Origin of the sequence: Porcibacter vitabionis, from assembly GCF_046263795.1 — a bacterium.
Classification (GTDB): Bacteria; Bacillota; Clostridia; order Lachnospirales; family Lachnospiraceae; genus Lachnocurva.
Genome location: NZ_JBJYZD010000015.1, coordinates 19762 through 42248 on the forward strand (window position 1 = coordinate 19762; position 22487 = coordinate 42248).

18 protein-coding genes and 1 pseudogene are annotated in these 22487 nt (G+C 43.0%); 17 read left to right on the top strand and 2 right to left on the bottom strand.

From position 1 onward, the window contains the following. Positions 1 to 91: 91 nt before the first annotated feature. From ACKX2L_RS10330 to ACKX2L_RS10345, 4 genes are all read left to right on the top strand, one after another. A complete protein-coding gene (locus ACKX2L_RS10330) occupies positions 92 to 1165 on the top strand; it encodes an LCP family protein (protein ID WP_497553210.1) in 1074 nt (357 codons plus the stop codon). A 362-nt stretch (positions 1166 to 1527) separates the two neighbouring features. Further along, entirely contained in the window at positions 1528 to 3270 is a 1743-nt protein-coding gene (locus tag ACKX2L_RS10335) for an NTP transferase domain-containing protein (RefSeq protein WP_497553211.1), read from the top strand. 28 nt (positions 3271 to 3298) lie between these two features. Beyond that, positions 3299 to 4165, top strand: a complete 867-nt coding sequence (locus tag ACKX2L_RS10340) for an NTP transferase domain-containing protein (RefSeq protein WP_497553212.1) — start codon at positions 3299 to 3301, stop codon at positions 4163 to 4165. A 108-nt stretch (positions 4166 to 4273) separates the two neighbouring features. Further along, on the top strand, positions 4274 to 5803 hold the full coding sequence (locus ACKX2L_RS10345) for a BCCT family transporter (protein WP_497553213.1): 1530 nt from the start codon (positions 4274 to 4276) through the stop codon (positions 5801 to 5803). A 130-nt stretch (positions 5804 to 5933) separates the two neighbouring features. Here ACKX2L_RS10345 and ACKX2L_RS10350 read toward each other — a convergent pair whose 3' ends face one another. Together ACKX2L_RS10350 and ACKX2L_RS10355 are read right to left on the bottom strand one after the other, a co-directional pair. Next, positions 5934 to 6185, bottom strand: a complete 252-nt coding sequence (locus ACKX2L_RS10350; protein WP_497553214.1) for a hypothetical protein — start codon at positions 6183 to 6185, stop codon at positions 5934 to 5936. A gap of 13 nt (positions 6186 to 6198) precedes the next feature. Further along, positions 6199 to 6501: pseudogene (locus tag ACKX2L_RS10355) on the bottom strand (IS1634 family transposase); the annotation flags it as partial. Positions 6502 to 7410: 909 nt separating this feature from the next. Here ACKX2L_RS10355 and ACKX2L_RS10360 point away from each other — a divergent pair. The 13 genes from ACKX2L_RS10360 to ACKX2L_RS10420 all read left to right on the top strand — a co-directional run bounded on the left by ACKX2L_RS10360 (position 7411) and on the right by ACKX2L_RS10420 (position 22484). Continuing rightward, positions 7411 to 8760 (top strand): hypothetical protein, encoded by a 1350-nt coding sequence (locus ACKX2L_RS10360; protein ID WP_497553215.1) that lies wholly within the window; start codon positions 7411 to 7413, stop codon positions 8758 to 8760. 88 nt (positions 8761 to 8848) lie between these two features. Next, a complete protein-coding gene (locus tag ACKX2L_RS10365) occupies positions 8849 to 9784 on the top strand; it encodes a hypothetical protein (protein WP_497553216.1) in 936 nt (311 codons plus the stop codon). Between the two features lie 214 nt (positions 9785 to 9998). Continuing rightward, positions 9999 to 10781, top strand: a complete 783-nt coding sequence (locus tag ACKX2L_RS10370) for a YveK family protein (RefSeq protein ID WP_497553217.1) — start codon at positions 9999 to 10001, stop codon at positions 10779 to 10781. Between the two features lie 3 nt (positions 10782 to 10784). Beyond that, a complete protein-coding gene (locus ACKX2L_RS10375; protein WP_497553218.1) occupies positions 10785 to 11516 on the top strand; it encodes a CpsD/CapB family tyrosine-protein kinase in 732 nt (243 codons plus the stop codon). A gap of 21 nt (positions 11517 to 11537) precedes the next feature. Continuing rightward, positions 11538 to 12347, top strand: coding sequence for an immunoglobulin-like domain-containing protein (locus ACKX2L_RS10380; RefSeq protein ID WP_497553219.1), 810 nt, complete (start codon positions 11538 to 11540; stop codon positions 12345 to 12347). A 120-nt stretch (positions 12348 to 12467) separates the two neighbouring features. Then, positions 12468 to 13949 (top strand): LCP family protein, encoded by a 1482-nt coding sequence (locus ACKX2L_RS10385; RefSeq protein ID WP_497553220.1) that lies wholly within the window; start codon positions 12468 to 12470, stop codon positions 13947 to 13949. Between the two features lie 163 nt (positions 13950 to 14112). Then, positions 14113 to 16041: a polysaccharide biosynthesis protein gene (locus ACKX2L_RS10390; protein WP_497553221.1), complete on the top strand. Its 1929-nt coding sequence runs from the start codon at positions 14113 to 14115 to the stop codon at positions 16039 to 16041. Between the two features lie 24 nt (positions 16042 to 16065). Continuing rightward, entirely contained in the window at positions 16066 to 17409 is a 1344-nt protein-coding gene (locus tag ACKX2L_RS10395) for a DegT/DnrJ/EryC1/StrS family aminotransferase (protein WP_497553222.1), read from the top strand. A 227-nt stretch (positions 17410 to 17636) separates the two neighbouring features. Then, positions 17637 to 18311, top strand: coding sequence for a sugar transferase (locus tag ACKX2L_RS10400; protein WP_497553232.1), 675 nt, complete (start codon positions 17637 to 17639; stop codon positions 18309 to 18311). 5 nt (positions 18312 to 18316) lie between these two features. Next, on the top strand, positions 18317 to 18958 hold the full coding sequence (locus ACKX2L_RS10405; protein ID WP_497553223.1) for an acetyltransferase: 642 nt from the start codon (positions 18317 to 18319) through the stop codon (positions 18956 to 18958). Between the two features lie 175 nt (positions 18959 to 19133). Continuing rightward, a complete protein-coding gene (locus ACKX2L_RS10410) occupies positions 19134 to 19751 on the top strand; it encodes an acetyltransferase (RefSeq protein WP_497553233.1) in 618 nt (205 codons plus the stop codon). Between the two features lie 56 nt (positions 19752 to 19807). Beyond that, a complete protein-coding gene (locus tag ACKX2L_RS10415) occupies positions 19808 to 21667 on the top strand; it encodes a glycosyltransferase (RefSeq protein ID WP_497553224.1) in 1860 nt (619 codons plus the stop codon). A 13-nt stretch (positions 21668 to 21680) separates the two neighbouring features. Beyond that, the gene (locus tag ACKX2L_RS10420; protein WP_497553225.1) at positions 21681 to 22484 is read left to right on the top strand and encodes a glycosyltransferase; all 804 of its coding nucleotides are present in this window, start codon (positions 21681 to 21683) and stop codon (positions 22482 to 22484) included. The last annotated feature ends 3 nt before the right edge of the window (positions 22485 to 22487 follow it).

Sequence of the window (22487 nt, forward strand, 5' to 3'; positions counted from 1 at the left end):
GATTCTGAAGGCAAGGAAATCAGAACTGACTGTGGAAGAAAGAAGAATCCAGCGTAAGCTAGTACGACAAAAGAAAAAAAAGAAGAGAAGAGTGTTACTGATCATTGAGATCCTCATTCTTCTGATTCTCATTGCTTTGATTTATGTTTATTCCAAGCTGGGCCGTATTAATTTCAATGATGTTGGGAAAATTCAAAAGAATAAGTTGGATGCAAAGACGGAAGACCTCTTGCAGGGTTATACGACTTTGGCCCTCTTTGGCTTAGACAATCGTTCTAATGGTGACTTCAACACCGGTCAGTCAGACGCAATCATGGTTGCAGCTATAGATAATGACACCAAGGAAGTGAGAATCGTTTCCGTCTATCGTGATACCCTTTTGGATGTTACAGGTGAAATGAACCTGCAGAAGGCAAATTCCGCTTATGCACGAGGCGGCGCAAAACAAGCCATGACTATGCTGAATCGAAACCTGGATCTGGATATCCAGGACTACATTGCAGTTGACTTTAATGCATTAGTTGAGGCAGTAGATGCGGTGGGCGGAGTGAATGTAGATGTCACTCAGGAAGAGGTCGATATTATTAAGAAAAAGGGTTATGCCGGTGAAGTCGCTTATGTCACAGGACATATGGATGAAGATCAGCCAATTACACCGGGAACCAATGTTCATCTGAATGGTGTTCAGGCAACCGCATGGTGCAGGATCCGTTATACGAGTTCCATGGACTTCGGCCGTGCAAATCGGCAGAGAATTGTGGTAGAAAAGTTGATTGAGAAGGCCAAGTCCGCCAGCCCGACTCAGCTTAATAAGCTGGTGACAAATGTTTTCCCGGATATATCAACATCGCTCTCAGCTGGACAGCTGACACAGCTTGCTATGGCCATTCAGAGTTACTCCCTGAAGGGACAAACGGGCTTCCCGTTTGCTCTGCATACAACGAATCTTGGTAAAATTGGTTCTGTAGACGTCCCTTGTACTTTGTCAAGCAATGTTAAGGCACTGTATGAATATCTGTATAAAAAGACGGACTATACCCCGACCTCAACAGTCAATGAAATTTCACAGAAGATTCAGACTTTGAGTGGATTTGATGAATCGGATGCATTGGACTATGGTTATGGTACGGAACTCAAGGAGGATGAGGGTTCATCGGTGAAATAGGAATTTATGGAGTGAGTATAGAAGAGGAAGGGAAAGACGTTTGGCTGAACTCAGTGACAATACACGTTGTTGACAGGCACCAACGTCGGATGGATGCTATCATTAAGAGCGACCATACTTATGTGGAGATCATGGCGTTCATCAAAGAATCAGAATATATGGAATAGGAAGAGAGCCAGTAACGCATGGATCACGAGCGTTACTGGCTGCTGTTCTATTGAGTGTCAAAAAATAGATAGGAAGTTTAGATTGAAATAACTTTGCGAGCTTACAAGAGCCCTCCCAAAAGTTTTTTTCTTGACACTGATGTTCACGAAACATATACTAAATAAAGACCACGAACAACGCTTAAGGAGAGCACCATGAACAAACAAGAGTCAGATGTACTTTTGGCAATTACACAGCGATCTTTTGAGAATCAGAGAGAGCTGGCAGCATATACAGGCCATGCACTCGGCGTAGTGAATAAAGCACTGAATTCATTGGAAAAGAATGGATATGTAGACGAAATGAAGGCTACAGCCAAGACGGAGAAGTTACTTGAGGAGAGACAACCAAAGAATGCCATTATCCTCGCTGCAGGATTTGGTATGCGAATGGTGCCGATCAACCATGAGACACCGAAGGCCTTCCTTGAAGTCAATGGAGAAAAACTAATTGAACGGCAGATCAGCCAGCTTCATGCAGCGGGTATCCGGGAGATCTATATTGTCGTGGGGTTCATGAAAGAAAAGTTTGAGTACCTCATGGACAAATATAACGTGGAGCTGATCGTCAATTCCGAGTATGCCACAAAGAACAACATTCATTCGCTTTATAAGGCGATGAATCATCTTCATAATACCTATATCGTTCCCTGTGATGTCTGGTGTGACCGAAATCCTTTTCACAGACATGAACTCTATTCCTGGTACATGGTCAGCGATCTGATCGATGATGAATCCGATGTCCGGGTAAATCGGAAAAATGAACTCGTTCTTACCAATAATGCCGGGAATGCTATGGTAGGCATTTCCTATCTGACAGGATCGGAATGCGGCAAAGTCAAAGAAAAGCTTTCTATGTACTGCCATGATAAGATGCATGACAATGATTTCTGGGAATCCACACTTTATGAGAAGGATCGAATGACCGTAACGGCGAAAGTGGTTCATGCTTCCGATGTTACTGAGATCAATACCTACGAGCAGCTTCGTGATCTGGATGATCAGTCGAACCAACTGAATTCCGAAGCCATCCATACAATTGAGAATGTTTTTGCTGCAAAACCGGCTGATATTACAGACATTACAATTCTAAAAAAAGGAATGACGAACCGCTCTTTCCTGTTCCGATGTAAGGGTGAGAAATATATCATGCGGATCCCGGGAGAAGGAACGGATCAGCTGATCAATCGAAGAGAAGAAGCAGATGTTTATCAGACCATCGGAGGGTTCCATTTCTGCGACGATCCTGTGTATATCAATCCAGAGAATGGATATAAGATTACGAAATTTTTAAACGGTGTCAGAGAGTGCGATCCATGTAACGATGATGATTTAAACAGATGCATGGAGCTTCTGCGAAGATTTCATGATGAAAAGTTAAAGGTAAACCATTCCTTTGACCTGTTTGAAAAGATGGAATTTTACGAGTCCTTGTGGAATGGTTCCGGATCGATGTATCAGGATTATGCGGAAACCAAGAAGAACGTCCTGAAACTAAGAGCATACATTGATCAGCATAAGGGAGAATATAGTCTTACACATATCGATGCCGTTCCGGACAACTTCCTATTCTATAAAGACGCATCGGGAGCAGAACAGTTGCAGCTTACTGACTGGGAGTATGCCGGTATGCAGGATCCGCATGTGGATATCGCCATGTTCTGCATCTACAGCCTCTATGATAAAAAACAGGTAGACCATCTGATCGACCTGTATTTCCAGGAAAAATGTTCGAAAGAGGTGCGAACCAAAATATACTGTTATATTGCGACCTGCGGATTGCTCTGGTCAAACTGGTGTGAATATAAAGCACATCTGGGTGTGGAATTCGGTGAGTACAGTCTTCGTCAGTATCGATATGCAAAGGATTATTATCGGTATGCTGTGGAACGCATGTAAACGTACAATGGAGAACGAGGGTAAAGGGATGTATCACGTTGACAATGCAGTCATTATGGCTGCGGGAACAAGTTCAAGATTTGCACCGCTTTCTTATGAAAGGCCCAAGGGGCTGATCACGGTGAAGGGAGAGGTTTTGATCGAACGTCAAATCAGGCAGCTGAAGGAAAGTGGTATCAACGACATCACCGTTGTGACAGGGTATAAGGCCGAGGAGTTCCAATACCTGAAAGAAAAGTTTGGAATTCAATTAGTCCATAATCCGTACTATAAGACCCGGAATAATAATGCCAGTATCAAGGTGGCTGAGGATCTGCTTTCCAACACTTACATCTGTTCAGCGGATAATTATTTTCATCAGAATCCCTTTGAGAGGGAAGTAGACAGCGCATATTATGCAGCGGTTTACAGTGATGGACCGACAAAAGAATGGTGCATGGAAACAGATTCCGATGGGTGGATACAAAAGGTCACGATCGGTGGTAAGAATGCCTGGTATATGTTAGGTCATACCTTTTGGGATGAGAAGTTTTCCTCTGCTTTTCGGGCAATCCTGGATGAAGTCTATGATGATCCGGAAACGACGGACAAGCTTTGGGAAGACATTTATATTGAGCATCTCGATCAGCTACGAATGAAAATCCGAAAGTATCCGGATGATTACATCTTTGAATTCGACACACTGGATGAGCTTCGCTCATTTGATAAAAGCTATCTTCATGATACGCATTCACAGATTTTGAAGTCACTGGCATCGAAACTCAAAGTTACAGAAGGAGATATTGTTCACATCCATTGTTTGAAAGATGCGAAATCAACAGAAGCAATTGGTTTTACATTCGATGCAAACGGCAATCACTATTCGTATTTGTATGACGGAGGGCTGAGAGATTAGGTTTCATCCCTTAGATTCTGTTAGTCTATTGGACCTACTATACCCTTACTGTTCACGAATGAGCGATAACTAAAGAATGCGAACAAAAATAAGAAAGGACAAAACGTCATGAAAAGAAAAAAAGGAACGCCATCAGGACAAATCGATTGGGTGATCACGCTGGTTCCGCTGATCCTTATCCTGTCGCTGGCAACATTGTTTTTTGTATTTCCGGAACAGTCTAATCAGGTGGTCGGACAGATCCGGTATGTGTTCGGAGACACCTTTGGTGTGTATTATCTGATCATCGGGTTGGGAATTCTATTTGTCTCCATTTACCTTGCCGGTTCAAAGTACGGAACGATCGTGCTGGGCGGACAGGATGAGAAACCGAAGTACTCCTTCTGGGTCTGGGGATCAATGATGTTTACATGCGGTCTGGCTGCAGATATCCTGTTCTACTCCTTTGCAGAGTGGGTCATGTATGCTTCTGATCCGCATATCAAGGAACTGGGATCGGTTCAGGAATGGGCGGGCGTCTTTCCTCTCTTTCATTGGAGCTTTATTCCATGGGCCTTTTATTTAGTCCTTGCAGTAGCTTTCGGTTTCATGCTTCATGTACGGAAAAGAAACCGTCAGAAGTTTTCCGAAGCATGCCGACCGATCCTTGGAAAGCACACAGACGGATGGGCAGGGAGAATCATCGACCTGCTTGCTGTATTCGCTCTTCTTGCTGGAACTGCAACAACGTTCTCTGTGGCGACGCCTCTTATGGCGGCTGCAATCGAGGCGCTTTTTGGGATTACAGTCAATCGGACGATGGTAACCATCATCATTCTGATCATCACCTGCGTGATCTATACCTACAGCCTTTTGCATGGAATCAAAGGAATCAGCCATCTTGCAAATGCTTGTATGTATTTGTTCTTCGGATTCCTGATTTATGTATTGGTATTTGGAGGAGAAAGCAAATATATCCTTGAAACAGGGTTGGAGTCTTTCGGCCGAATGATCAATCATTTTGTGGACTTGTCAACATTCACAGATCCTCTCCGCACATCCAGTTTCCCACAGAACTGGACAATCTATTACTGGGCATACTGGATGGTATGGAGCATCGCAGCACCGTTTTTCATCGGACAGATCTCAAAAGGCCGTACGATCCGACAGACAATATTGGGCGGCTATGTTTTCGGTGTCGGAAGTACCTGCGTCAGCTTCATCATTCTTGGCAATTATTCCATGGGAAAGCAGATGGCCGGGGTTGCAGACTTCATCGCACAGTACCAGTCTGGTGCGAATACTTATGATCTGATCATTGCCATGATAAAGACGATGCCGCTGGTACCGGTAGTATTGATCTGGCTGATCTGCACAATGATCGCTTTCTATGCGACAAGTTTTGACTCTATTGCTCTGATTGGTTCCTGCTATAGCTATAAACACTTGGAAGAGGGACAGCAGCCCTCAAAGAAGATTGAATTCATGTGGTGCATTTTGTTAATCATTCTTCCGATAGCATTACTGTTTAGTGACAGCTCCATGTCCAATATACAGAGTGTCAGCATCATAGCTGCATTCCCAATAGGAATCGTCATGATACTGATTGTGGCAAGCCTGTTGAAGGAGTTGAAGAGCTTTTGGACGGAGAAAAAATGAGGAAAATAATGTTAAATTTTACTGTTGGTTCGGTTATGTCATCAGAGTGCTAATGTTTTTATGTAATCTTAACTTCCAACATTTTTGACACTCAATAGAACATCAGCCAGTAGCGCCATTGATCCAGGCGTTACTGGCTCTCTGCCTGTTCCACCTCTTCTGATCCTTTGATGAACGCCATGATCTCCGCATAAGAATGGTCGCTCTTAATGACAGCATCCATCAGTTCTTCCTTCGGTATCTCGTTCCGAAGTTTGATCAGGTGAGCCAGTTCATCCTTTTCGGCTTCATATTTCGCCTTTGCATTTTCCAGTGCAGATTTCTGCTGCTCGATCTTTGCATCCATTGCTTCTGTTGATACTTTCCGCTTTCCGCGTGCCATAACTTTTTTCCTCCTATATCCTGACCTTAAGCACCATCGGATTCAGCTGGTCGCTGATTTCTCCTGCTTTTCTTTTTATGTAATTCGCATCGATTTCAAACGCTTTCAGTATTGTTTTCTGCGTAGCAGTGACCGCATGTTCTAACCGGTACACACCATCCGCCTGACGGATCATCTCTATCTTTTCCAGTTCTCGTACAGATGCCGGTACATTCAGGTAATTCGGCCGTTCCGCCATTTCTTCTTCCGCATCCTTCAGCTTCGTATACATCCGCTTCCGGATGATCAGCGCAACAAAGGCGATCAACATCTTCGCACTTCTTACCAATCGTAGTCCGTTTGGGGATGTTGTACTTTTTGTCAGGCTTATAGACCCGGTCGTACTCGTAGTTGATATAGACCACGCCTTTGATCGTCCGCTCGTATATTTTCCTCTTGACCTCTGGATGTGAACTTCCAGAGATTTTACAACTAAAGCCCCAGATAACAAGCTCCTTTTTAGTCTCTGGAAGTTCACATGGTAAGCAATAGAAAATATTCATGGAATATCAATCTTGTATCTGCAGAGAAACAATTTTTCCTCGTCAAAATAGATTTTTTCTTCTTCATTTTATCCATAGAAGAAAGGAAGAAAGAGAAGATCCTGATGTCTTACCTTGTATCATTCTGAAATGCTCAATTAGGTAGGAGATAAAAGGAGGAACTGTAATGATGGATAAGTTTGTTGTTAAAAAACTGCTTAGAAAGATGATGAATATTCCGGTGCGGCGGAGCCGCCCTTCTGGTGGCGGGTGAGCCAGGTGTCCGGAAGGAACTGAGCCACCTCCGTCGCGATTACTTGTGTAGACCATAGACTTCCCTCATAGAGATGTCTTTGGTTGGATCGACTGGCTTTTCAGCCGGAGGATTTCTCTGTAGTTTGTCTCTTCTGTGACCTCCTTTGAATGAATCTCAACGCACTATTGCGTTTGTCATCATTGTAGGAGTCTCAAACAAAAGTGGCTCAGTTATCGCCGGAAGGGTGACTCAGTTAATAACGGAATGGTGGCTCAGTTGCACCGGACAGGGTGCTCAACGGGCTCCGGATTCTTCAGATGAGTTTGAAAAATACGATTCAAAGTATTTTTAACAAATTGTTGGGTGTAAAGAGAGTAATGATTGATTATAAACACCCGGATAATTTTTAACACATAAGGAACATGCAAAAGAATAGGAGAGTTTTGACATGACAGTCGATGATGTAATGCTTTTGGCTCTAACAATTCAAATGGTTGCTAAGCAAATCCCTGAGATTTTGGTTGATTACAATATTTATTTATCAACAAAACTGATAGATAGGACAAAAGCTGGAGAACTAGAAGAAATCTCTGACAGCAATAGTGCACTCATTGTTTCTTTGAAGAAGGTAAAAGACAAAGCTTTTAAGGTGGAATACAAAGTGCTTATTGAAATTACAAAGCGGAATTATGATGGGAGTAAAGAAGAAAACCCAGTTGCATATCAAAAACTTTGCGATATTATAACGATCCTCAAAACAGTGGTAAGTCAGCTAGATATTTCTATTAACCAAATAGATATGGTAAATTGGAGAATTGCACAAATAATAGATATAGCTTATCATAATGAATCAAAATGCTTAGAGGAATCAGATATTTGTTCAATAGTTGACAACGCCAAGAAGGTTGATTTTGAGCGTAAAGGAGATAATACATCGATTATAATAGAGTATAGACTGTGGGAAAAAATAGAATATGATGTTTTGCCTTCATTGGATATAAAACAAAAAGAAATTGATCTTGAACTTGAAAAGGCAAGAGGTTATAGAGAAGTTATAATCAAGGATAACAATTTGAAATATGCTAAAACCATTTCCAGACTAAGTTATAAGGAAAATGAAGATTATATCTTGTCATTAGAATCGGCCAAAAAGAATGTTGAACAAAAGAAAGAAACTCTAGTTAGATTAGCTGATGCATTGCGTAATCCTAGAGTTACTGATGATAAAGGAATAATTACTATTGTAAAGATTTGGAAAAACAAGGGGAAATTGCAGCACTCAAATAGCGGAATAATAAGTCAAACTGAGACCAGTGTATACAAGAATGCGGCTTATAGAGAGGAAACCATTTCGATTGGGAAAAATAGTAATATGATATATTCTCATCATATGCGGCTCTATTTCTGCTTGTTGGGATTCGAGAGAAAATCATCTATTGTTGTCGGAAAGATTAAATTAAAAAATGTAATAGGAGCAAATTTATTGAATTTTAAGGTTTCCGGTGGCTATAAGAGAAGGACCTATCGATCAGACTTTGAGCTGGCAATTGATGGTAATGCTGATTTGTTTAAATGTAGAGAAAATGCTTCAGTTGTGGTAAATAATAATGAATATGTGAGAGTTTCTGCAGAAGCTTCTATATTGGAAGGCACTACTTCTTTGAGGATAGAGGGAAATAGGAAGGCTGCAGTTGGTGCAGCATCCCATATTGCCCAAGGAAAGGCTGCTGTATACATTGGTGGTGCTACTGTAGCGAAAGTTGAAGCTCACAGTAATGATGGTAACTTAAGGCTTTGATAATATCCGGTGTCAAGCACCAACGTCGTTTTTTGTATCCAGTCAGGAAGAAATCCATTTTGAGTAGCATAGAAAGAGGAATCCTTTTATGTCCTTAGAGAAATTGAAAAAATCTTTTGAAAGAGCAACGAAAAACAAAGGGATCTCATGTGCCCTCTTTCTTGCTATACTTCTCATCCTTCTTCATCTCTTGTCTCTGGTATCAGTGAAAATACCTTCCTTCACAGGTGGAGTCGACGCTGCGATCGGGAATCACATCCGCCCTTTAACTACATTGCAGGGAGTGCCAGATCATAGCATAGACCTGGCTTTTATTGGCGATTCCCTTGTTATGACAGGCGTTGACACCAAGCTCATGGATCAGGGGACAGGCAAGAATTCTATCCTCCTCTCAAGTCCCGGAATGACGATTCTTGAGGCATATCATGCTTTTCAGGAACTATTAGAGTGCCAGAACCCACGGATCATAATGTTTGAAACGGATGTGCTTTATTACGGAGGCAATCTGGACGGGGCGAAGACCCTTATTCCTGACCTGGCAGGCCGTGCATTCCCTGTTTTCTTTTATCACGACACATGGAAAAACCTGACCCGAAAACCGGAGCCTGTGTCTTCGGATTTTAAGGGTTTTACACCGATGAATGCAGTTTCTCCGGATGTGCCTGATATGAATTACATGCGACCTACGAGAGAGTTCCTCGAATTTTCAAAATTTAACAGGCATATCATGAACAAAATCACGGCGGAGTGTAAGAAAAGAAATATCACACTCTGTCTCTTCAGCAGTGTTTGCCCCGGGCTTTATTCCATGGGACGGCATAATGCGCTGTCTACATATGCAAGCAGATTCAACCTCCCCTTTATCGATCTGAATATGCCGAACAGTGGTCTTACCATCGATCCGCATACCGATTTTGTCGATCGTGGAGAACACTTAAATGCGACCGGTGCTGTTAAGAATACAGAAGCATTGATCCGATTGATGCAGTCATCAGGGATTTGCGAGGCAAGGACAGGATCATAGGTGCATAATTTCTTACCCACGATTTCAAGTTTTCGTGAATTGATCTTTGTTCAATCTGCATTCTTTGTTCAATTTGCATATTGAACTATACAGAGCAACTATTTATGATATAAAAGTATTTGTAACAAGTGAGTATTTTTACCCCTCTCCTGATTTTTTCGGGGAGGGGGTATTGACTTGTTGTCGATTAGGATTAGAATGAGAGGTTTATCCAGTGGACTCGAAAGAACTACGCCGGTCCAAGGCATCAGAGAATAACAATGAAGAAGTCACCATAGACCTTGCTGAAGTTTTCGGACTTATCTGGTCGCAGAAGGTTATTGTCCTTCTGGTGACTATTTTTTGTGCCCTGATCACCTTTATTTTCACAAGCCTCTTTGTGACACCTATGTACACTTCGGAGACATCGATCCTGATCCTGTCCCGTCAGGATCAGAATACACTCACATCCAGCGACCTGCAGACAGCCACCCAGTTGACGGCAGATTATATCCAGCTGGTAACGACCCGGCCGGTCCTGGAAGAGGCCATTTCCCAGTCTGGTGCAGACCTCACGGTTTCCCAATTGAAATCACACGTCAAGGTTGAGAACCAGACCAACACCCGAATCCTCCAGATTAGTGTCAGCGACCCGGATCCGACTATGGCAAGAAAGCTTGCCAATGCACTCCGGAAATCCGTTTCCGCCCGAATCACACAGGTCATGAATATCGATGCGGTGAATACGGTTGAGACGGCGTCACTTCCAACAAGTCCGTCTTCTCCGAATGTCAAGCTGAATGTCCTTGTCGGCGCACTGATCGGACTGCTTCTTACGATTGCGATTCTCGTTGTCCGCTATCTCCTTGATGATACGGTCAAGACCGCGGACGATGTCGAGAAATACACAGGACTTACTGTTCTTGGAACCATTCCCCTGTCAGAGGGAGAAAGGGCTGGTCACCGTTCCGGAAGGAAACGGGTGACAGGCAAGTCAAACTCTAAGGAAAGAAGGTAAGCCATGGCAGAGATCACGATTCGCTCCCTAAATAATATCAATGATTATCATATGAACGAGGCCTATAAGGCACTCCGGACCAATATCGAATTTGCCGGTGAGGATAAAAAGGCTTTTGTCGTGACGTCGTGCATGCCAAACGAGGGCAAGTCTACAACCACGATGAACTTGGCGGTTTCTCTTACTGAGGCTGGAAAGAATGTATGCTTTGTTGATGCAGATCTTCGAAAATCAGTTTTAGCCGGCCGATATCATGTCAAAGGAAGTTATAAGGGCATGACGCATTATCTGACCGGGAAAGCAGAACTAACCGAATGCATTTTTAATACCAATATAAACCGTCTCGATATGATCCTTTCCGGGCAGGTTCCACCTAACCCGTCGGAGCTTTTAGGATCCAAACGTTTTTCTTACCTGATCCAGACCTTGCGCGACCATTATGATTACGTGATCGTCGATGCGCCGCCGGTAGGATCCGTGATCGACGCGGTCGTCATTTCCCGGGCAACAGATGCCTCGATTATTGTCTGTGCATCCGGAGAAGTCAGTTATCGCTTCCTTCAGGACGTTCAGAATCAGCTGGAAATGGCAGGCTCCCATATCCTTGGCGTCGTATTGAATAAAGTTCCTGTAGCCAGCGGGAATAAGTACTATGGCAAGTATTATGGGAAATACTATGGCAAATACTATGGCAAATACTACGGTGACAAGGCGGAGTTGGAAGATAAAGCTTGACAGGGAAAAGGAGGACAAGGCATGACAAAATTCAATATACGGGTATTTTTCGGACTTGCCTGCGTCTTACTTCTTCTGCTCTCTGCTTTCCTGTATCTTAGAACAGACCGAAAACCGCCGGTCATCCACTTCAGCGATGCCGACATTGCCTATAAAGAAGGCGAAGATGCTAACGATCTTCTGACCAAGCTTCGTGCCGAAGATAACCGTGATGGTGATGTTACAGACAAGGTTTTCATTGTCAGCATCACCCCGAACAATGACCAGACCAAAGCAGTTGTCCTCTATGGCGTGTCAGATAAAGCACATAATGCGACCACAGCAGCAAGAACCGTGACCTATCAGGCAACCGAACAGGAAGCTTCTTCCCCGGATTCAGCCAATGGCGATAGCAAAGCCAAGACGGAAAACTCGTCCGACGGGGAAACCGGCAAGGATTCAGAGAAGAACTCGGACAAGGACTCCGACAAGAATTCTGGCATCGGCTCCGATGCCAATGCTGCAAATTCAGATCAAGATACGAATGCATCAGCAAATGCAGACCAGCCGGCAGCGGGTTCGGTTCAATCAGAGGGTTCGAACCCGGCAGCCCCTGTAGTGACTCTTTCCTCTTCTCAGGTAGAGATCAAAGCAGGAAGCCGTTTTAATCCGGTTGGTGTGGTCACGAGTATTACGGATGACAAGGATGACCAGAATGCACTTTTCCGGAGAGTCAATGTCTCCGGAGACTACAATACGAAGCAGCCTGGAAGCTATCCTATACAGATTACTGTTACAGACAGTGACGGGAATACATCCGCGCCGGTCAGCTTCAATCTGGTAGTGCAGTAATGCAGTTGCAGTTTGAGTGGTTTCAGTAGTTTGAAGGGCTCCGGTTGTCCGGTAGCTTTTGCAAGTCGTTTGCAACTGCAGAGATACAGATAGTAAGAATAGAAAGCAAGTAGAGAATCAATGCGTACAAGACATAAAATCATTCGCTGGGGTTTCCTGATTGCAGAGCTGATCAGCTCGGCTCTCTTAGTGATTACGATCATCCGGTCTAAATTCTTCCCGGTCAAGTATAGCGGGCTGGCTGTCCTTATTCTGGCAGCCATCTGGGTCCTTGACTTGGTTCTGACCAGGAAGCACCACCATCATAAGATCTCCTACTGGACCGGAATTGCTTTGGCCCTGATCATCAGTATTCTATCGGGCCTTGCTTTTCATTATCTCCAGACGACGGTAAACACAGCCAAGAAGATTACCAATGCCAAGACCGAGTCTACGGTTTACGGCGTATATGTTCTGAAGGATAATAAGGCCCAATCAATCGGGGAGACGAAGAATTACAATTTCGGGATCTCGAAAACCGATGACAGTAAGAAACTGAACCAGGTCTTTTTGCGTATTGCCAAGGACCAGGGAATCGATAAGGATCAGGGGGCGGCGGAGCTTTCTGCATCCAACAGCTACGACGATCTCTTAAGCATGGCAACCGGCCTCCTTCATAAGGAAAGCGATGCCATTGTCATGAACGAAGCATTTCTTCCGGCTATCTCGGAAGTGGATGAATATAAGGATTTCAAAAGTCAGATCCGAGAGATCAAGTCTTATGATATCAAGACAGAAGTTCAGCTGGCAGACCAGGGACAGAAAGAAACAGATGGCGTTTTTACCATCTTTATATCTGGCATCGATACTCCGGGCGCGGTTTCCAAGACCAGCCGGTCGGATGTGAATATCCTGGCAACCGTCAATACCAAGACGCATCAGATCTTCCTTCTGACGACACCGAGAGACTATTATGTACCCTTGTCGATATCGAATGGGGTAAAAGACAAGCTGACTCACGCCGGGATCTATGGTGTAAATGTATCCATGGATACCCTGTCCATGCTCTATGATACGAAAATCGATTACTACTTCCGGTTGAATTTCACCGGTTTCACCAATATTATCCAGGCCCTTGGCGGTGTCCGGGTTCATTCGGATTACGACTTCCAGGCAGGCGGATATACTTTCGTTAAGGGAGACAATTATCTGAATTCTGACGAAGCTCTGGCTTTTGCAAGAGAACGGCACGCTTTTCCTCAGGGAGATGTCCAGAGAGGAAAGGACCAGATGTACGTGATCGAAGGCGTCATCAATAAACTTAGCTCGGCTGCAGTTCTGAAGAATTTTGATCAGCTGATGACCAGCTTGTCGGATTCCTTTGAAACCAGCATTCCTTACGATACTATAAGTTCCCTGGTCAGTGATCAGCTGAATGATGGAAAAAGCTGGGATATCCAGAAGTATCATGTGGAAGGTTCCGGCGCGAAGAATACGACCTATTCTATGCCACATTTCCAGGCTTATGTTATGATCCCGGATCAGAATAGTGTAAATCAGGCAAAAGAGTACCTGGATCAGATCGAAAAGGACCAGAGGATACAGGTGGAGCAGAAAGATTGAGCTGAAATCTCAGAGAGTTCGGATAGATCAGAAAGACGGACGAGTGGGCAGGTCCGATGGGCAGCTTAGCTGGTGCTTCAACAACTGAGACAAACAGGGACAAACGATGTGATATCGTTGACAGATAAGAATAGTAGGATTATGAAGGAAATATGGTGGGATTATGAGTACAGAAGAAAATAATAACAGTTTTCAGGGAGATTCGCGCTACAAACTGCGAGTGATGCTGCTCTTTTTTGCAGACGTTGTTACTATATTTATCTCCTATTTCTTCGCGTTGTGGCTTCGGTTTGACTTCTATTTCTCAAGGATACCGCAGAATTATCTGCAGCATCTTACACTTCTCTTCCCAATCATCTGTGCCACAACTCTTGTTGTTTATGGCTTCTGTCATCTATATCGGAGTATCTGGAGATATGCCAGTATCTCGGAAGCCTATCACATCATTATTGCTTACTTGATTCTTGCAGCCGCACTCTTGGCAGAGCATTCTGTTTCCTGGCTGGTTGGAGTAGAGGTCCCACGAAGCGTAGCTGTTGTGGGATATTTGATGTCTCTCTTGTTCTGCGTTGCAATCCGTTTCGGATACCGAATGGTGCGTTATATATCGGCCAGGAGAAAAATTGCACAGCCGGATGAAAACAAGAAGCGTGTAATGATTGTCGGAGCAGGTCAGGCGGCAAAGGAATTGATCAATGACTTTCGCTTTGGTGTCCGTGACAATTACCAGATCTTAACCATTGTCGATGACAATCCGATGAAACTTGGACGGTATCTGGAGGGACACAAAATCGAGGGAAATCGCCATGATATTCCGGAACTGGTTAAGAAGTATCGAATTGATATCATTATTTTTTCCATACCGAGTGCGTCAAATGAAGACCGAATCAATATTCTGAACATCTGCCAGGAGACCGGCTGTCAGCTTAAGATCGTTCCTGGTATCTACCAGATTGTAAATGGTGATGTACAGGTATCAAAGCTCAGAGACGTGCAGATTGAAGATTTGCTCGGAAGAGAAGAAGTCAGGATCAACCTTACCGAGATCAAGAAGACGATCGAAGGAAAAGTGGTTATGGTAACCGGAGGCGGCGGATCCATCGGCTCCGAGCTCTGCCGACAGATTGCATCAGCTAAGCCAAAGCAGCTGATCATCTTCGATATCTATGAAAATAACGCATATGAGATTCAGCAGGAACTGATTCGAAAGTATGGCGATAAATTGAATCTAGTAACATTAATTGGCTCCGTCCGTAATACTTCCCGGATCAATAGTGTCTTGGAAACCTACCATCCGGACATGATCTACCATGCTGCTGCACATAAGCATGTGCCTTTGATGGAGAACAGTCCTTGTGAAGCTGTTAAAAACAATGTCATGGGTACCTATAAACTTGCAAAAGCGGCAGCGGAACATGGCGTGAAGAGATTCCTTTTGATCTCCACGGATAAAGCTGTCAATCCGACATCTCTCATGGGCGCGACCAAGCGAATGTGCGAGATGATCATCCAGATGATGGACCGGAAGTATCCTAATACAACCTTCATGGCAGTACGATTTGGAAATGTTCTTGGATCCAATGGTTCCGTCATTCCTCTTTTTAAAGAGCAGATTGCCAAGGGCGGTCCTGTTACAGTAACGGATAAAAATATTATTCGCTACTTCATGACAATACCGGAAGCGGTATCTCTTGTATTAGAGGCTTCTATCTACGCAAAAGGCGGAGAGATCTTCGTCCTCGACATGGGGAAACCTGTCCGGATCGATGATATGGCAAGAAAACTGATCCGTTTGTCCGGATATCAGCCGGATGTGGACATTAAGATCGAATATACCGGTCTCCGGCCAGGAGAGAAGCTCTATGAGGAACTTCTTATGGACGAAGAGGGAATGAGGGATACACCGAACAAGCTTATCCATATCGGCCATCCGATCGAAATGGACGATGAGAAGTTTATGCAGGAACTGCATAGACTGGATCAAGTCTCCAAAGAAGAAGTGAATCCGATGGAGATGAAGAAAGTAGTATCGGAAGTTGTTACCACCTATAAGCCGGATCTGGAACATGCGGATCAGGCGCAGGAAGGGTGAGGATAGTAAAGAAAGAAGAACGAGATGAAGGATATTTCTGATATCAAACCATTTGATAATAAAGTTTGGCTTTCTTCCCCAACGATGCATGGAGACGAGTTAAAATATATTACAGAAGCCTATGAAACAAATTGGATGAGTACAGTAGGTGCAAACATTAATAGAGTAGAAGCTGAGATAGCTTCTAAGGTTGGATGCAAGTATGCAGTAGCTTTATCAGCCGGAACCGCTGCACTTCATTTGGCTACACGTCTTGCAGGCGAAAAACTTTACGGCTTTCATGCTGCAAACGACGGATCGCTCGTTGGACATAAGGTTTTCTGTTCTGACATGACTTTCGATGCGACTGTGAATCCGGTTGCTTATGAAGGCGGGGAAGCTGTGTTTATTGACACAGAGCATGATACTTGGAATATGGACCCGGTCTCATTGTCTAAGGCTTTCGAAATCTACCCGGAAGTAAAACTTGTTGTCGTGGCACACCTTTATGGCACTCCGGGAAAGATTGATGAGATTAGAAAAATCTGTGATGAACATGGTGCGTTGCTTATTGAGGATGCTGCAGAGTCTTTGGGGGCTAGTTATCTTTCTACTTATTCACAAGACGTAGATGAAAGCACGGGCAGGAGAAAAGTAGTACAGCCTACATGGCGCGAAACTGGTACCTTTGGCGACTTCAACGCTATTAGTTTTAATGGCAATAAGATCATCACAGGGTCGTCTGGTGGAATGTTCCTCACTGATTCTAAGGCTGATGCTGACAAGGTAAGAAAATGGTCGACACAGAGTCGTGAAGCGGCTCCATGGTATCAGCATGAAGAAATCGGTTATAACTACCGCATGTCTAATGTGATCGCTGGTGTGGTTAGAGGGCAGATTCCGTATTTGGAGGAACACATCGGTCAGAAAAAGGCGATTTATGAGCGGTATAAGGAAGGTCTTAAGGATTTACCTGTATCCATGAACCCCTTTGATTTCAAGAAGAGTAGACCTAACTTCTGGTTGAGCTGTTTAATCATAAATCCCGATGCTATGGCACCGGCGGTTCGTGGCGATAAGAACTTCTTGTATAAGAGTGTATCTGGAAAGAGCAGTCCTCAGGAAATTCTTGACATGATTGCTGCAATAAATGCGGAGGGCCGTCCTATATGGAAACCTATGCATGCTCAGCCGGTGTATCTGGGTCACGACTTTATTAATCGTAATGGTAGTGGAAGAGGACAGAGCAATGCTTATATCGATGAGGGTGAGACGATAGATGTTGGCATGGATATCTTCAGACGTGGTCTCTGTTTACCTTCAGATAATAAGATGACTGCAGAACAGCAAGACAAGATTATTGAAGTTATTCATAGGGCGTTTCAGTAATAGTTAACGAGTATTGATTCGTATATAGAGAACAGTTTTAACTACAGAGTGGCAGAAATACATTTATGAAAGATAGAAACCATAACGAATTAAAAGTTGTTAAAAACATCATAAAAGTAATACTTCTCATCTGCTCTGTGGTTGCTGTAATCGCCGGGATCTTTGATCAGATCAGTCAGAAACGCGACTGGGAAGATGCTGAGTTTGAGGATCTCAAACCTCACCAGATGAAAGGCCTGTATGAGAAGTTCTTTAAGCGACCCTTGGATGCATTCCTTTCGACAGGGGCGCTGATCGTTTTATCTCCAGTGCTGCTGATTACTGGTATCGCTGTAAGATTGAGGCTAGGTTCTCCAGTTATTTTCTCTCAGGATCGTCCGGGGAAGAATGGCAAGATCTTCAAACTCTTCAAATTCAGGACAATGACGGATGAAAAAAATGAGAACGGAGAGTTGAAAAGTGACGAAGAGCGCCTGACACCATTCGGCAAGAAGCTGCGTTCCACATCATTGGATGAGCTTCCTGAACTTATCAATATTTTAAAAGGTGACATGGCTGTGGTTGGACCGAGACCACTCCTGGTTCAGTACTTACCACTTTATAACAAGCATCAGTCACGCAGGCATGAGGTCAGACCGGGCTTAACCGGGCTCGCTCAGGCCCATGGAAGAAATGGACTTTCATGGGAAGAAAAGTTCGACTATGACGTTGAGTATGTAGACAACGTGACATTTATAGAAGATTGTAAGGTAATAGCAGATACAATAAAAGAAGTCATCAACAAAGAAGGTATATCGGAAGACGGTGAAGCTACAATGAAGTTGTTCAAAGGTACGCAGGAAGATGTTGATGTTTCTACAGATGATGATATGAGCATTAAAGCAAATGAAAAGGATGTGTGATATATGTGGAATTAAAAGAACATAAGAGCATCACTATCATTGGGGCTTCGGGTCACGGTAAGGTCTGTGCTGATATAGCGAAGTTGAATGGGTATGAAAAGATAGCATTCTTAGATGATGATCCTGCTGTTACACATTGCGGGCAGGATCCGGTAATTGGTACAACGGACACAGTTCCTTTAGGTGATCTCTTCGTTGCTATCGGAAATAACGAAATCAGGAAACACTTCTGTGAACGGTATAAAGAACAGCTTGTAACGCTAATCCACCCGAGCGCTGTTATAGCGGAAGGCGTGAAAATTGGTAATGGATCTGTAGTCATGGCTGATGCTGTGATTAATCCTGGAAGTGTTATAGGTGATGGTTGCATTATCAATACCGTTGCCTCAGTGGATCACGACAATGTGATTGGTAACTTCACGCATATCGCGGTTGGAGCACATACGGCTGGGACAGTGAAGATCGGTGAGTGTGTCTGGCTTGGAATCGGAGCCGTAGTAAGCAATAACGTTAATATCTGCAGCGGATGCGTCATTGGCGCAGGGACTGTGGTTATTAAGGATATAGATGAAGCAGGAACTTATATAGGAGTACCAGCAAGAAAGATGGTAAAGAACAACACCTCATCCACAATCGGGGGGATATAACACAAAGTTATAGCAAAGAAAGATTTGACTCCTTTGTTCGGTTCGCAATACCGCTTTATGCAGCAACAGTAATCACAATTGCGAATCATAACATTCAGTCTTCGGAGGTCTGCTTATGAGTACAGTAGACCAGAAGAAGGCAGGCCCAAAAAGTGGATTAAAGTATCTCTAAATCATTGGAGCAGGTGGATTCGGAAGAGAAGTTGCATGGCTTGTTAGAAGAATAAATGCTGTGAAGCCCACTTGGAACATCAAAGAGTTTATTGATGACAATAGTGCCCTTTGGAGCACAATTGAGAATGGTTACGAAGTCCTCGGCGGATGTGATTACCTGAAAGAGCAAGATTCTGCTTGGGCCGTGTGTGCAATTGGATGCGCAAAGACTAGAAAGAAGATCATTGAGAAGCTGGGCGATAGTGTGAATTTCGCCACAATTATAGATCCTAGTGTGGTTATTTCAGAATCAGTGAGTATAGGTATTGGAACCATCATCTGCGCTGGAACGATTATCACAGTTGATGAAAAGATTGGAAATCATGTAATCATCAATCTCGACTGCACAATTGGTCATGATGATGTGATTGATGATTTTGTAACGCTTTATCCCAGCGTAAACGTAAGCGGAGCCTGTCACTTGGGAGAATGTGTTGAGATGGGTACAGGAAGTCAAATTATACAGGGATTAGATGTAGGAGCTGGGACAATTGTTGGCGCTAGTGCCTGCGTTGTGAAGGATCTAGAATCAGAAGTTACAGCAGTCGGATGTCCGGCGAAGGTTATTAAGAGACATTAGGGACTCCATCCTTACATTTGAGCACATAAGAGTTGTGTTAGAGAAACAAAAACAATATGAAACAGAGTAAAGTGAACGGACAACAGCATAAGAAAGCTCTCATGATAGCCACAGTGCCTTCAATGATTGGGCAATTTAATATGGCTAATATTCAAATTCTCCTTGATCTTAGATATACAGTCCATGTTGCTTGTAACTTCGATGATAGAAGCGTGTGGACAGAAGAACGAGTTGAAGAGTTTAGAAAGCAATTAGACGATCTGGGAGTTAAGTATTTTCAGATTGATTTTGCACGATCTCCGAAGCACATCGGAATGGTGAGCAAGAGTTATAATGAGATAAAAGAACTTCTATTTCATGAGAAGTACACGCTCGTACATGTTCATACGCCTGTTGCCGCAGCAGAAGTAAGGCTTGCAGCAAAAGATTATAACGACGCTATTGAGAGAAGGGTTAAAGAAGGCAAAAGTGCCCCCGAAAGACTGAGAGTAATCTATACAGCACATGGATTCCATTTCTATGATGGAGCTCCTCTTAAGAACTGGATATTGTTTTATCCTGTGGAGAAAGCATTATCTAAGTACACAGACGTATTAATAACAATCAATAAGGAAGATTATAAAAGAGCTTCGAGTGAATTTAATGCTAAGAAGACCGTCTATATTCCGGGTGTTGGTGTGGATGTTAAGAAATTCGCTGGTGTGAGTGAAAGCATTGACAGAGATGCTAAGAGACAGGAATTAGGCGTTAATAGTAATGACATATTCCTTCTTTCTGTCGGCGAACTGAATGAGAACAAGAATCACAGTGTGGTTATAAAAGCGCTAGGTGAGCTAAAGAAGTCGGGAAAGTTTGGAAATAACCACATCGTCTATATGATTGCTGGTACAGGCGATAAGAAGCAGGAACTAGAAGATTTGGCTGCTGAAGAGGGCGTTGACCTTCGACTTCTTGGATTCCGTAAGGATGTGAGCGAGTTACTCACAGCGGCGGACCTTAATATTCTTCCTTCTATCCGTGAAGGATTGAACGTAAGTCTGACGGAGGCTATGGCTTCAGGTACTCCATGTCTAGCTGGCAATATCCGTGGCAATGTTGATCTGATTGATACTGGTAAGGGTGGAGAGCTATTTGATCCACAGGATGTAACTTCCGTAGCGGAAGCGATAAGTGCAGAGTTAACTCACCGTGATAATTGGTCACAGCAGGGAGCATATAACCAGAATAAGATCAAACATTTCGATCTTTCCGTTGTTGATGAAGATTACAAAAATCTGATCGGGGGAGGCATAACACAAAATGTTACATTTGATGATGGCCTGGAGCTTCTTGATTATAATTATTTGAGTGAAGCAATTGATAGGCAGAAAGTAAGAACGGAGCTTGGAATAGATGTGGCTGACTTCTTAATAATGTCCATAGGCGAATTAAATGCAAATAAAAACCATTCTGTAATTATCAGAGCAATTTCAAAAATCAATGATCCTAACATAAAATACATTATTGCTGGTACTGGAAAAATATATGAAGAATTGCAAGATCTGATAGAAAAACTTAATCTTCAGGAACAAGTCCACTTATTGGGATTTAGAACGGACATACCGGAATTACTTCATGCATCAGATTGCTTTGCATTCCCTTCTTATCGTGAAGGACTTGGCTTGTCTGCGATTGAGGCGATGGCAGCGGGACTTCCTTTATTAACATCAAATATGGGTGGAATAAATAGCTACAGTAAAAATGGTGTTACTGGATATAAATATGATCCAAGTGATGTTAATGGTTTTGCTGATGGAATACTAAACTTGAAGGATGAATATTCTTTGAAGCTTTCTAAAAATTGCAAGATGGAAGCTCAAAAATACGACATTGGTATCGTTAATAAAATAATGCAAAAAACTTATCAAGAAATTTAGGAGCTTATAGTCCATGCCAAAGGTATCTATCATCATGGGAATCTATAACTGTGAAAAGTATTTATCAGATAGTATAGATTCAATATTGAAACAGACATTTAAAGATTGGGAATTGATCCTTTGTGATGATGGGTCAGTCGATGGAACATATTCCGTTGCAAAATCTTATCAAAATGATTACCCAGAAAAAATAGTTCTTTTAACTAATAAAAAAAATAAAGGACTTAATTACACTCTCAATAAATGCATTCATTATGCTAGGGGAAGGTATATAGCTAGACAAGACGGTGACGACCGATCCCTACCTAATCGATTTAAGGAGGAGGTTAAATTTTTGGATAACCATCCAGAATATGCATTAGTTGACGGCAACATGGAAATGTTTGATGAAAATGGAGTATGGGGCAGAACGAGTTTTCATGGAGAAGTAAAAAAGAATGATTTTGCGAAGGGATCACCGTTTATACATCCTTGTATAATGATGCGAAGGGATGCCCTAGTATCCGTGGGTGGATATTCAGAAGGCAAAAATCTTATAAGAGTTGAAGATTACCATTTGTGGTTTAAATTTTATATTAAAGGGTATAAAGGTGCTCATATAGACGATATACTTTATTGCTATCGGGATGACCGCGATGCATTTGCAAAAAGAACAGTACAAAACAGGCTTAACCTTTTTAACATTGAAAATTGGGGCTTCAAGAAACTGGGCATATATAAGAAATACTGGTATGTACCATACAAGCAATTATTGATGATACTTATTCCTGATGGAATGTATGCTGCCATACATAGGAAAAAGTGGGAAAAGAAGTAGGGA